Source organism: Rhizobium sp. UGM030330-04, assembly GCF_003208455.1.
GTDB lineage: Bacteria > Pseudomonadota > Alphaproteobacteria > Rhizobiales > Rhizobiaceae > Agrobacterium > Agrobacterium rhizogenes_A.
In genome coordinates, this window is sequence record NZ_QKML01000002.1 from 146,867 (window position 1) to 159,206 (window position 12,340).

Sequence of the window (12,340 nt, forward strand, 5' to 3'; positions counted from 1 at the left end):
TTAAAACACGAAGAATCAATCTGAATACATCAAGAAACAACCTGAGAATGTGAACACAAAAAAATCTCGCGCATGACGCAAAGCTGGAGCCAAAGAAGAACCGCATGAATTCGAAACTTGAAACGCGCATCGATCAGGGTACGGGCCGTCAACCGGCAGATATGGTTCTAAAAGGCGGACGCTTCTTCGACCTCGTGACCGGGGAACTTGTTGCGTCGGATATTGCCATCTGCGGCGATACCATCGTCGGCACCTGCGAAAACTATGAGGGCCGCCGGGAAATCGATATTACCGGCAAGATCGTCGTTCCGGGTTTCATCGATACACATCTTCATATCGAATCATCGCTCGTCACGCCGCATGAGTTCGACCGCTGCGTTTTGCCTTATGGCGTCACGACGGCCATTTGCGACCCGCATGAGATCGCCAATGTTCTGGGGGTGGAAGGACTGCAATTCTTCCTCGACAGCGCCATGGAAACCATCATGGACATCCGCGTGCAGCTGTCCTCCTGCGTACCCGCAACCCATCTGGAAACATCGGGCGCCGATCTGCCGATCGAGAAACTTTTGCCGTTCCGCGATCACCCGAAGGTCATCGGGCTTGCCGAATTCATGAATTTTCCGGGCGTCATCCACAAGGACCCGGTATGCATGGCGAAGCTTGAGGCGTTTCAGGGCCAGCATATCGACGGCCACGCACCGCTTCTGTCAGGAACGGCGCTGAACGGCTATCTCGCCGCCGGCATCCGCACCGAACATGAATGCACGAACGCACCGGAAGCGCTCGAAAAAATCCGCAAGGGCATGCATATTCTGGTGCGCGAAGGCTCGGTCTCGAAAGACCTGCACGCGCTGATGCCTGTTATCACCGAACGCCTGTCGCCCTATCTGGCGCTCTGCACGGATGACCGCAACCCGCTCGATATCGCCGAACAGGGCCATCTCGACTACATGATCCGCACCGCCATCGCCAATGGCGTCGAACCGCTCGCCATCTACCGCGCCGCCTCGATTTCCGCCGCAAAAGCCTTCGGCCTGCGCGACCGCGGCCTCATCGCGCCCGGCTGGCGCGCCGATCTCGTGGTCGTCGACAGCCTGCAGAACTGCAAGGCCGGCATGGTGCTTTCCGGCGGCCGGATCGTCGATGACGCCCTGTTTGCCACCCGCAAGCCGGTCGCCCCCGTTGGTCTCGACAGCGTCAAGGCACGACCGGTACTCGCTTCCCATTTCGGCGTGCCTGTCACCGAAGGCGAAACACCCGTCATGGGCGTGCTTCCCGGCAAGATCATCACCGAACATCGCCGCTATAAACTGCCGACGGATGGCAACCAGACGACAGTCGATCTCGAGAACGACATCATCAAGGTCGCCGTCATCGAACGACACGGCAAGAACGGCAACCATGCCAATGGTTTCGTGCAGGGCTTCGGCCTGAAGAAAGGCGCCATCGCCTCCACCGTCGGCCATGACAGCCACAATATCTGCGTCGTCGGCGTGAGCGAAGACGACATGGCGCTGGCCGCCAACCGGCTCGGCGAAATCAAGGGCGGTTTCGTGGTGGTGGAAGACGGCAGGGTGACCGGCGAAATCGCGCTTCCCGTGGCCGGGCTGATGAGCCTCGAACCCTACGAGACGGTGCGCGATACGCTGCACACGCTCAGAAAAGCGGCCTATGCGCTCGGCACCACACTGGAAGAGCCTTTCCTGCAGGTGGCCTTTCTGCCCCTGCCCGTTATCCCGCATCTGAAGATTTCGGATATGGGCATGGTGGACGTGGACCGGTTTGCGCTGATCTGATTGACCGGAAAACATCCCGGCTGGGAGGATGAAACGCCGATCCCTATTCCTGTGCTTGTCACAAGAGTGGAGGATCGGCAAAAATCATTGTGTCTCCCCTCAATCCGAGGGCAGCAGCTTGCGGAAATAAACCACCCGCTCCGTCTCCTCAAACCCCAGCGCCGTATGCATGCGATGTGAATCGACATTTGCAATATCGGCATCGGAAGCAAGCTCGCTCACGCCCTGACCAACCGCCCAGCGGGTCACTTCGGCCACCAGCGCGGCGGCAACGCCCTGTCTGCGAAACGCCTCCTCGACATAAATCCCCTCAAGAAACGCCACGGGAGAGGTATCGCAGCCGTTGACGTAATCCCGCCGCAGGCTGACCTCGGCAAAACCGATGGCCACTCCGGCCGGATCGTGGACAATCAATCCAGCCCCGGTTTCGGAAACGTCCTGCAATTCGGCCATATGTTCGGCGGGCGAGGTATCCGGCCACAGCCGGTGCCGCAAAAGGCACCAGTCATCCCGATAGTCGGCGGCGTTTCCAATGACGAATTGACCACTCATGCAACGATCCCGCAAAATACATCCAGCCCCTCGAGCTTCACGATATCAGCATCGAACAGCGGCGCAAAACCCGGCATCGGCACAATATCCGTGACACGCATGGCCTTCGGCACCGGAAACTCCACCGCCTCACGCGTCAGGTTGAAAACGAACAGCAGTTTTTCGTCACCCTTGCTGCGCGTGAAGGCCAGCACATCGAGGTTGGTCTTGATGAAGTGTATGTCCCCGTCACGCAGCGCGCCGTGACCTTTGCGGAAGGACAAGACAGCGCGGTAATGGTTCAGAACCGAACCCGGCTTGCGCTCCTGCGCATCCACAGCCTGCATGGCATGGACATAGGGCACTGGCAGCCAAGGCTTTTCAGCGCTTGAAAAACCGGCATTCGGCTTGCCGGTTTCCCACACCATCGGCGTGCGGCATCCGTCGCGCCCCTTGAAGGCGGGCCAGAAACGAATGCCGTAGGGATCGCGCAGATCCTCAAACGCAAGCTCGGCCTCGGTCAGCCCCAGCTCCTCGCCCTGATAGAGACATATGGAGCCGCGCAGGCTGGCGAGAACGCAGATGGCGAGCTTCGCCACCCGTGTCTGCTCCTCCACGCTTTCGGAAAAACGGCTGAGATGGCGCACCACATCATGGTTGGAAAAGGCCCAGCACACCCAGCCATCCGTCACCACCTTGCCGAAGGTCTCCACCGAGGCGCGCAGATGCTTCGCGCTGAAATCCGGCCCCAGCAGGTCGAACGTGTAGCACATGTTGAGCTTGTCATTGCCGGACGTATAGGCCGCCACCGTCTTCAGTGAGCGCGCCCCATCTCCCACCTCACCCACGGTGGCGCGGCCTTCATATTCATCGAGCAGCACGCGGAAGCGCTTGAGGAAAGCCACGTTTTCCGGCCGCGTCTTGTCGTAGAGATGGTCCTGCATACCGTAGGGATTGACGTCCGAGGCATCGAGACCGAAACTTTCCTCGTCGAAAAGCGGCGGGTTATCGCGCAAAAGCTTGTCATGGAAATAATGGTTGACGGTATCGAGCCGGAAACCGTCCACCCCGCGATCCAGCCAGAAACGCACGGTTTCGAGAAGCGCATCCTGAACCTCGCGATTGTGGAAGTTCAAATCCGGCTGCGAGGAGAGGAAGCTGTGCATGTAATATTGCTTGCGCACGCCGTCCCATTCCCATGCCGGGCCGCCGAACACGGAAAGCCAGTTGGTGGGGGCGGTGCCATCCGGTTTGGGATTGGCCCAGACATACCAGTCGGCCTTGCTGTTGGTGCGGCTCGCCCGACTGTCCACGAACCATGGATGCCGGTCCGACGTGTGCGAGATGACCTGATCGATGATGACCTTCAGCCCCAGCCGGTGCGCCTCTGCCATCAGCGCGTCGAAATCGGCAAGCGTGCCGAACATCGGATCGACATTGCAATAATCGGAAACGTCATACCCCATATCGGCCATGGGCGAGGTGAAGAAAGGCGAGAGCCAGATGGCGTCGACACCGAGCGAGGCGATATAGGGCAGACGTTTCGTCACCCCGGCAAGATCGCCGTAACCGTCACCCGTCGTATCCTGAAACGAGCGCGGATAGACCTGATAGATCACCGCTCCCTTCCACCAGTCCGATTGCGCTTGGGGTTTGTGGACCGGGGCATGGGGTAACGTCATCGGCGATCTCCTGATGTGTCTGGCGGGAGAATATAAAGCCTGTGCGGCCGCGTAAACCGGAACTTCGCACATGCACAAACGGCCACAACCGCCCTTGTCAGCGGCGCGCACTCGTCGTAAGCCGCATGGCTGGAAAAAACGGGAGGATGACGGCGTGGGCGGACGGTTTCTGTCGATTGGCGAATGCATGGTGGAGCTGTCGCAGGCCGGCAACGGGCTGCTGCGCAAGGGGTTCGCCGGAGATACGTTCAATACCGCCTGGTATGCGCGCGCCTGCCTGCCGGGCGACTGGTCGGTCGATTATTTCACCGCACTCGGCGACGATCCGCTTTCGGAAGACATGCTCACCTTCATCGCGGATGCCGGCATCGGCACGGAGAAAATCCGCCGCATCAAGGGCGGCACGCCCGGCCTCTACCTCATCAACCTGAAGGACGGCGAACGCACCTTCAGCTACTGGCGCAACGCCGCCGCCGCAAGGCAGCTCGCCGCCGATGCGGACCACCTGCGCAGGACGGTGGAAAGCGCCGATGTCGTTTATTTCTCCGGCATCACGCTCGCCATTCTCGCCTCCGCCCATGATGTCGATACGTTTCTGGCCGAGCTGCGCCGCGCCAGGGCGGCGGGCAAGCTGGTGGTCTTCGATCCCAACATCCGCCCGCGCCTGTGGGCGAATAAGGATACGATGCTCGAGACCATCTCCAACGGCGCACGCGCCGCAACGCTTGTCATGCCAAGCTTCGATGACGAGGCGAGCCATTTCGGCGATGTCTCCGTTGAAGCGACCATCAACCGCTACCGTTCGCTTGGCGTCGAGAACATCGTGGTCAAGGATGGAGCCAAGGGCGCGACGCTCGATTTCGGCGGCAGCCGCAGCCATGCCCCGGCGGAAAAGGCCGTGGACGTGGTGGATACGACAAGCGCCGGCGACAGCTTCAACGGCGCCTTCCTCGCCCGTTACGTGACCGGCAGCTCGCCGGAGGAAGCGGCCACCTTTGCAGCAAGGGCGGCGGCAACCGTCATCGGCCATCACGGCGCGCTAATCAGCCCCGAGCTGCTGCCGCTGGTGGGATAAGGCTCCGTCGCACTGGGGGAGCGCCGTGGATAACCGCAAACTTCTGCGCAAAAACCACGCTTCCCCGCCGTCACACACCCTGACATGATCCTGTAACACGCGCGCCGCATATACGGGCAGAAGCCGGGCAATGGGGATTCGCCCGCGCGCAGATGAGCAGGATCAGTGTTTCATGACGAGAATCACGATTGTCACAGATGCCTGGCACCCGCAGGTCAACGGCGTGGTTCGCTCCATAGAAAACACCAATACCGAACTCGCGCGGCTGGGTGTGGATGTGCGCATGGTCACGCCACAGAGTTTCTACAACATCCCCTGCCCCACCTATCCGGAAATCCGCCTTTCCGTCGCCGGTTATCGCCGTGTGGCGGCGGAGATCGAAAAAAGCCAGCCGTCTTTCGTGCATATTGCGACGGAAGGGCCGCTCGGCTTCATGGCGCGGCGCTGGTGCGTGAAGAACCACATGCGCTTTTCCACCAGCTATCACACCCGCTTTCCCGAATATGTCGCGGCACGTTTCCCCGTCCCGGAAAGCTGGCTTTACGCCTTCGTGCGCTGGTTCCACAATGGCGGCAACACCTGCATGGTGGCGACGCCGAGCCTTGAAACCGAACTGGAAGCGCGCGGCGTGCGCAATCTGAAGCGCTGGAGCCGCGGCATTGACGCCGAACTTTTCCATCCCCGTCCGAAAGCAAAGCTGCCTTTCGACCTGCCGCGGCCGATCTTCATGACGGTGGGGCGTGTGGCGGTGGAGAAGAACCTGCCGGAATTCCTGGAACTGGACCTGCCGGGATCGAAGATCGTCGTCGGCGACGGCCCCGCCCGCCATGAATTGCAGGAAAAATATCCGGATGTGCTGTTCACCGGCGTCAAGACCGGTGAGGAGCTGGCCGATGCCTATGCGCAGGCAGATGTCTTCGTTTTCCCCTCGAAGACCGACACGTTCGGCAACACCATTCTGGAGGCGCTGGCAAGCGGTGTGCCCGTGGCCGCCTTCCCCGTCACCGGGCCGATCGATATTCTCGGCGGCAACCCGGCAGCCGGTGCGCTGGACGACAATCTTCGCGATGCCTGTCTGGCGGCGCTTCATTGTTCGCCGCAGGAGGCGCTGGCGCTTTCCAGGAGCTACAGCTGGGAAAAAGCCTCAAAGCAATTCCTCGACAATGTCATCCACGCCGCCGGAAAATCCTTGCCGCTTCTATCCCGTTCGCAGCTTGCCTGAGGATTCCGTTCGGAAACGGTGGACGAAACGGAGCGGGAATGTCACAAGGCGATCAGGACGCGACTGCCGTTATCTTTAGAACGGGGTCGGGCTGCTGATTGACGTCAGGCGGCTGCCGCGAGAACACGCTGGCCGTCCTCTGTTTCCGGATGATACCGCCACCTTCAGATGCCGCTTCGGGATAAGGGAAGAAGCTCCTTCTGCTGGGCTGCGCACCAGTGATTGATCTTCTCGATGATGTCCTTTGCAGCAATCGGCAGGGCGCTGTTGGGTATGACGACCACCGTCCCGTGGAAAACCAGCACCAGACTATCCGGCGGCGTGAGTGCGAGATGGTAGCGCGCCCAGCTCAGCTGCACGGTGTCCAGTCTTGTGACCTGCTTGTAACCCTCGGGTCCTATCTCAACCTCCGTGTGAGGCGAATACATCCGATCATTGGCAATATTCCAATGTGCCAGAACCTCGTAGTAGGATTTCATCTCGTTTCTCGAGCCCCGCGAGATAATGAACCATATGGCGAGGGCCACAAAAGGTGCGGGTGCAAACACCCAATAACCGACCACCGGCCAGACGCCCGGAAACCACGGCAGGCTTAAGGAATAGATGAAACCGGCAGCAAGTCCCGCAAACGAGGATAGATGCGCTCTGGCCGAGGCAAAATGGCGCTTCCAGGACTTGTCACAAATCATGCTGTAATTTTCATAGGCCTGATTTTGATAGCCGTGAACATAGTCGGGCACATGTTTCGGATCGGGCGTGAAGCTTATTGAAATCGTGTCATCGGCCATAGGAACACGTCAATCCCGTCGCAGTTGAAGCCCAGTCTGCGTAGCAACATTGCCCTTATAAATCAAAAGACCTTTTGCTGACAAAACCTTCGGGATAACGCCCTGCGGCGTAACCCGCCTTCACCATGCTCCGGCGAGCATATGGCCGGAAAGCGGCACGGTGCGCGGTTTGCCGTCGCGATCCGTTACCGAAAGCGATGCGGCCATCTGTTTCGGCGACTTGCGGAACCAGTTGGCGGCAACGCTCGCCATATCGCCGATCATCGCCTGTTTGTGCCAGTCGGCAAAGCGCTTGGCCGTGGCTTCCGGTTCGGAGCGGTAGAAGAAATCGCCGGATTGCCCGAGATCGTTGATGGATGCCGCCATGGCGACAAGCGGTCGCTGGAACATCTTTGCCGGCACAGCAAGCCCATCGGCGCCTTGCGAAAAGGCAGGCGCCATGAAATCGATGGCCCAGCCATCCGCCTCCACCCAGCAATGGAAGTTCTCGCCCGCGCCCGTCACATAACCATCGTCGCGATGATCGGCGAACAGCAGGACGGTTCCACCGAGATTATAGGCTGCAAGCCCACCCTTCGGCACAGCCTTCACCTTGTAATGCTGCTGCAGGATGAAGGCGCCGAAAGTGCTGAAATACATGGAGGCCGAGGCGGGATCGGCATTTTGGCTGATGAGCAGGCTGTTGATGACGCGGTAAATGCGGTGATAGTCGGTCTGCTTGATCAGCATGGTCTTTTACTCTTCAAAACAAGGCGTTGGATGAGCGTCCACCGCTTGTTTCTTCTCCCCGAGGGGGAGAAGTCCGCGGCAGCGGGATGAGGGGGCGAGGCCAACAATATACGGAGAGGTTGCCCCCTCATCCGACCCTTCGGGCCACCTTCTCCCCCTCGGGGAGAAGAAACACGCCGCAGCCTCGTGCATCATAAAAACGACGACCGATTACCGCCTCTTCTTCGCCTTGCTCTCGAACGGATTATCAGACCCGCGATAATGCACGCGGATCGGCACGCCGGGCATGTCGAAATCCTTGCGCAGACCGTTCACCAGATAACGCGTATAGCTCTCCGGAATGGCTTCCGGCCGTGTGCAGGAAATCATGAAGGCCGGCGGGCGGGCCTTTACCTGCGTCATGTATTTCAGCTTCAGGCGGCGGCCGGAAACGGCCGGCGGCGGATGCTGCGTGGTCTGCGAATCCAGCCAGCGGTTGAGCCTTGCGGTGGAGATGCGGCGGTTCCAGACCTTGTCGGTATCGATGATATTCTGCATCAGCCGGTCGAGACCATAACCCGTCTGGCCGGAAATCGGCACGGCGCGGATGCCGCGCGCCTGCGGCAAGAGGCGCTCGGTCTTTTCACGCAGATCGGCCAGATAGGCCTGCGGGTCTTCCACCAGGTCCCACTTATTGAAGGCAAGCACGGCGGCGCGGCCTTCGCGGATGACGAGGTCGACCAGCTGCAGATCCTGCTTTTCGAAGGGGATGGTGCTGTCGAACACGATCACCACGGTTTCGGCAAAACGGATGGAGCGCAGCGAATCCGCCACCGAAAGCTTTTCCAGCTTCTCCGTCACCTTGGCCTTGCGGCGCATACCGGCAGTGTCGAACATCTTGATGGTGCGGCCGCGCCAGTCCCATTCGACCGAGATGCTGTCGCGGGTAATGCCGGCTTCCGGGCCGGTCAGCAGGCGGTCTTCACCGAGGAAACGGTTGATGAGCGTCGACTTGCCCGCATTCGGGCGGCCGATAATGGCGACGCGCAGCGGCTTGGTCTCATCGTAAACCGGCTCTTCGTCTTCCTCGTCCTCGCTGCCGGGTTCGGTGCGCGGCAGAACGATATCCGTCTCCGCCTCATCCACCTCAGGCGGGAAAGCGACGTCCTCGCCGATTGCCTCGACAATGGCGTCGCGCAGGTCGATCATGCCCTGACCGTGTTCGGCCGAAATCGGGCACGGGTCGCCGAGGCCGAGCGTGAAGGCGTCGTAGAAACCGGCGTCGGAGCCGCGCGCTTCGGACTTGTTGGCCACCAGCACGACCGGCTTGCCGCGACGGCGCAGCATTTCCGCCAGCGTCTCGTCAGCCGGCGTCAGGCCCGCCTTGGCGTCCACGACAAACAGCGTCACATCGGCATCGTCGATCGCCGCTTCCGTCTGCGCCCACATGCGGCCCTGAAGCGTTTCCGGCCCGGATTGCTCCAGACCGGCTGTATCGATGATGGTGAAACGCAGGTCGACCAGCTTCGCCTCGCCGGGGCGGCGGTCGCGGGTAACACCCGGCGTGTCGTCCACCAGCGCCAGCTTCTTTCCGACGAGACGGTTGAAAAGCGTGGACTTGCCGACATTGGGGCGCCCGACTATGGCGACGGTGAAGCTCATTGATCCTGGTTCCTTAAAGCAAGTCCGCCCAAAACGTTACCTGTTTTGGGCAAAGGACATGCGTAAAATAATGAGTTGGATCGCTTTGGCAATGCGAAGAAATGCCGGGGCGATCTCGTATGGCGAAGCGGCTTTAAGCAGCCTTGCCCGAAGCGGTGATATTGTCGAGCATGATCTGCGCGCGGTTCGTCACGTTGCGCGGCGCCTGCGTGTCGCTGACGATCTGTTCGAACCATTGTTTGGCCTTGGCGAAATCGCCGGCCTTGTAGGCGGCGAGACCCAGAGCCTCACGGGCGGATGCGCGCATGGTCTGGCCCTCAGTGCTGAGCGGCTCGGCCAGCGCCACGACCTGATCATAGGTGCCGTTGTCCACCAGCAGCCATGCGGCGCGCACCTTGGCGGTATCGCGGAAGACCTGCGGCGCGGACGTATCGTTGCCAATGGCGGTGAAGGCGGCGATGGCGCCGGCCGCATCGCCCTTCTGCGACAGCAACGTGGCCGAGCGGAACTTCGCCAGGACGGGGTAGTTACCGTGACCGGAGGTTTCGAGATCGGCGAAGGCCTTCAGCGCCTCATCCGTCTTGTTGTCCGAGGCAAGCTTCAGCGCCGCAAGAAACTGGTCGCCGGAATTGGAAGCGCGGCTGGTGTTCCAGTATTCGTAGATGCCTGCGCCGGCGGCGCCCACAACCACGAGAATGGCGGCGCCCACGACCACGATACCGTACCGGCCCCAGAAGCGCGACAGCTGCTCGGAGCGGATCTGCTCGTTCACTTCGCGGATAAAGGTATCATTTTCGTTTGCCATCAAATTCTCCGTTACCCGCGCGGAGATCGCTTCCGATCCATCCGTTCGCGGACATACCAAGCCGCTTACCCGGGTTGGCAAAAGTCAGGCCGACCGGGTCTTGGTCGGCCTTCTAGCCTATTTTGCCTGATATGTAAGGGGGAAACGTTGATTTCCTACATCGCGATTGGCTGAACGCCGATCAACCATTCGTGCAGTTTCAGGATGAAAGCGCCCCAGAGAACGATGCCGCCGACAACCGCCACCAGATCGTAGCGGCTCGAAACGAAGTCCCGGACCACTTTTTCGCCCGCTCGCTCCCGGCGCTTCAGCGAAATCCGCATCACCACGCCCCAGGCGAGGAACGATGCGAAGAGCAGGATCGAGGACGTCTCGCCATTGGCCAGAAGATGGGCAAGCGCCCAGATCTTCACCGAGAGAATGAGCGGATGTTTCGTCTTCACTGCGATGTGGCCAGCCGGGATGAGGCTGGCGACAAGACAGATCATCGCCGGCAGCATCAGGGTCACGGCGAGATGGCTCGTCCAGACCGGCGGATACCAGACCATCCCGGTTTCCTGCCGCGCTTCGCCGAAGGCATAGATGACGAGGCCGAGCGTGATGAGGCTGACGAGCGAATAGACGCCCTTGAAAGGGCCTTCGCCCATCGTCGCGATCATCCGCGCGCGAAAATGCGGTGCGACCACCTTCAAAAGATGGGTCAGCAGGAACAAGGCAAGACAGAGTGCGAGAAAAAGCATGGAACACGGTCCCCCGGTGGAACGAAGCGGCCTTATCACCGCAGTTGAGAACAGGAATTAGGCCGAAAGTCATGAAAACGCCAGACTATTCAAAGCTTCGCCTTATTCCACCCGCAAAAGGCCACGGTGTTTCATATGACGGATACCTGATGTTTCGCCCATTTGCCGCCTTTTCCCTGTCGCTTCTCGCCGCCCTTCCCGCTCTTGCGCAGGAGGCTGAGAAGCCGAAGCAGCTTGTCATCGTGTCCTTCGACGGTGCGGGCGACAATTCGCTGTGGGAAAGAAGCCGGGCGACGGGCAGGCAAGTCGGCGCGCATTTCACCTATTTCCTGGCCTGCACGCTGGTGATGGACAGGAAGACCAGCGCCAAGACCTATCAGGGACCCGGCCAGAAGGCGGGCCGCTCCAATGTCGGTTTCGGCCAATCGCCGGAAGAGGTGGAGGCAAGGCTCAGGAACATCTGGGCGGCTTATCGCGAAGGTCACGAGATCGGCAACCACACCTGCGGCCATTTCGATGGCGGTCAATGGACCGCGGAACAATGGGACGGCGAATTCACCACCTTCACCAGCACGCTGGAAAACGCCTGGCAGATGATCGGCAAGAAGGGCGAGGAACCCGAAGGCTGGCGCGACATGGTCAAGAACATCAACGGTTTCCGCGCGCCCTATCTGTCGCAGGGGCCGGCGCTGACCGCCGCGCAGAAAAAACACGGTTTCGTTTACGACGCCACCAGCATCACCAAGGGACCGGAATGGCCGGTGGAACGCGACGGCATCGAACATTTCGGCCTGCCGCTCATTCCCGAAGGTCCGGGCAACCGCCCCATCATCGCCATGGACTACAATCTCTTCATCCGCCATTCCATCGGCGTCGAGACGCCGGATCGCGCCAGGGAATTTGAAGACCGTGCCTATACGGCCTTCCGCAACGCTTTCGACAGGCAATACAATGGCGAGCGCATTCCGCTGCAGATGGGCTTTCATTTCGTGAAGATGAATGGCGGCGCCTATTGGAACGCCTATGAGCGCCTGCTGCGCGAAGTCTGCCGGAAAGACGATGTCGCCTGCGTGAGTTATGCTGAGGCCATGCCGATGATCGAGGCCCGCAAGAAGCAGAAGACCGAGGGGTAAACTTCCTCACACTCTCCGTTTCGTGACAAAGGTCGAACACCTCTCCTCCGTCATGCCGGTCCCCGGAACAAGCCCGAGGATGACCCGGCATCCAGCCACGGCGCATCCGCGCCGTGATAAGAGTCTTTTGCGATCGAGGACTTGATCGCGCTGGACCCCGGATCTAGTCCGGGGTGACGGGTGCGGATGAGGCAA

Annotated in this window: 11 protein-coding genes; 4 read left to right on the plus strand and 7 right to left on the minus strand. The window is 60.4% G+C overall.

The annotated features are described in order from the left end of the window. Nucleotides 1-104: 104 nt before the first annotated feature. Complete coding sequence (ade, locus tag N434_RS03675; protein WP_110756136.1) at nt 105-1,799, plus strand: adenine deaminase; 1,695 nt, start codon at nt 105-107, stop codon at nt 1,797-1,799. Between the two features lie 99 nt (nt 1,800-1,898). Here ade and aac(6') read toward each other — a convergent pair whose 3' ends face one another. Both aac(6') and bglA read right to left on the minus strand, forming a co-directional pair. Further along, nucleotides 1,899-2,351 carry an aminoglycoside 6'-N-acetyltransferase gene (aac(6'), locus tag N434_RS03680; protein WP_110756138.1) on the minus strand — a complete coding sequence of 151 codons (453 nt, stop codon included), beginning with the start codon at nt 2,349-2,351 and terminating at the stop codon, nt 1,899-1,901. Then, a complete protein-coding gene (bglA, locus tag N434_RS03685; protein WP_110756139.1) occupies nt 2,348-4,012 on the minus strand; it encodes a beta-galactosidase BglA in 1,665 nt (554 codons plus the stop codon). Before bglA ends, aac(6') begins: the two co-directional genes overlap by 4 nt. 154 nt (nt 4,013-4,166) lie before the next feature. Between bglA and N434_RS03690 the strand changes: the two genes are divergently transcribed. After that, on the plus strand, nt 4,167-5,087 hold the full coding sequence (locus tag N434_RS03690; RefSeq protein WP_181423861.1) for a sugar kinase: 921 nt from the start codon (nt 4,167-4,169) through the stop codon (nt 5,085-5,087). 172 nt (nt 5,088-5,259) lie between these two features. Next, a complete protein-coding gene (locus N434_RS03695; RefSeq protein WP_110756143.1) occupies nt 5,260-6,309 on the plus strand; it encodes a bifunctional monoglucosyl/glucuronosyl diacylglycerol synthase in 1,050 nt (349 codons plus the stop codon). 164 nt (nt 6,310-6,473) lie between these two features. Here N434_RS03695 and N434_RS03700 read toward each other — a convergent pair whose 3' ends face one another. The 5 genes from N434_RS03700 to N434_RS03720 all read right to left on the minus strand — a co-directional run bounded on the left by N434_RS03700 (nt 6,474) and on the right by N434_RS03720 (nt 11,012). Further along, complete coding sequence (locus N434_RS03700) at nt 6,474-7,097, minus strand: hypothetical protein (protein ID WP_174034272.1); 624 nt, start codon at nt 7,095-7,097, stop codon at nt 6,474-6,476. Between the two features lie 120 nt (nt 7,098-7,217). After that, entirely contained in the window at nt 7,218-7,826 is a 609-nt protein-coding gene (locus N434_RS03705; RefSeq protein ID WP_110756145.1) for a DUF2026 family protein, read from the minus strand. Nucleotides 7,827-8,036: 210 nt separating this feature from the next. Next, nucleotides 8,037-9,467: a ribosome biogenesis GTPase Der gene (der, locus tag N434_RS03710; protein ID WP_110756147.1), complete on the minus strand. Its 1,431-nt coding sequence runs from the start codon at nt 9,465-9,467 to the stop codon at nt 8,037-8,039. Nucleotides 9,468-9,600: 133 nt separating this feature from the next. Continuing rightward, nucleotides 9,601-10,272 (minus strand): tetratricopeptide repeat protein, encoded by a 672-nt coding sequence (locus N434_RS03715; protein ID WP_065113933.1) that lies wholly within the window; start codon nt 10,270-10,272, stop codon nt 9,601-9,603. A 155-nt stretch (nt 10,273-10,427) separates the two neighbouring features. After that, a complete protein-coding gene (locus tag N434_RS03720; RefSeq protein ID WP_110756148.1) occupies nt 10,428-11,012 on the minus strand; it encodes an NnrU family protein in 585 nt (194 codons plus the stop codon). Nucleotides 11,013-11,161: 149 nt separating this feature from the next. On the opposite strand from N434_RS03720, the gene N434_RS03725 reads away from it, so the two are divergent. Then, the gene (locus tag N434_RS03725; RefSeq protein WP_110756150.1) at nt 11,162-12,145 is read left to right on the plus strand and encodes a polysaccharide deacetylase family protein; all 984 of its coding nucleotides are present in this window, start codon (nt 11,162-11,164) and stop codon (nt 12,143-12,145) included. The last annotated feature ends 195 nt before the right edge of the window (nt 12,146-12,340 follow it).

What these genes read in the sequence shown, in the direction of transcription:
- ade (WP_110756136.1), top strand. Translation starts at nt 105, where the DNA reads ATGAATTCGAAACTTGAAACGCGCATCGATCAGGGTACGGGCCGTCAA.
- bglA (WP_110756139.1), bottom strand. Translation starts at nt 4,012, where the DNA reads ATGACGTTACCCCATGCCCCGGTCCACAAACCCCAAGCGCAATCGGAC.
- N434_RS03695 (WP_110756143.1), top strand. Translation starts at nt 5,260, where the DNA reads ATGACGAGAATCACGATTGTCACAGATGCCTGGCACCCGCAGGTCAAC.
- N434_RS03700 (WP_174034272.1), bottom strand. Translation starts at nt 7,097, where the DNA reads ATGGCCGATGACACGATTTCAATAAGCTTCACGCCCGATCCGAAACAT.
- N434_RS03705 (WP_110756145.1), bottom strand. Translation starts at nt 7,826, where the DNA reads ATGCTGATCAAGCAGACCGACTATCACCGCATTTACCGCGTCATCAAC.
- der (WP_110756147.1), bottom strand. Translation starts at nt 9,467, where the DNA reads ATGAGCTTCACCGTCGCCATAGTCGGGCGCCCCAATGTCGGCAAGTCC.
- N434_RS03715 (WP_065113933.1), bottom strand. Translation starts at nt 10,272, where the DNA reads ATGGCAAACGAAAATGATACCTTTATCCGCGAAGTGAACGAGCAGATC.
- N434_RS03720 (WP_110756148.1), bottom strand. Translation starts at nt 11,012, where the DNA reads ATGCTTTTTCTCGCACTCTGTCTTGCCTTGTTCCTGCTGACCCATCTT.
- N434_RS03725 (WP_110756150.1), top strand. Translation starts at nt 11,162, where the DNA reads ATGTTTCGCCCATTTGCCGCCTTTTCCCTGTCGCTTCTCGCCGCCCTT.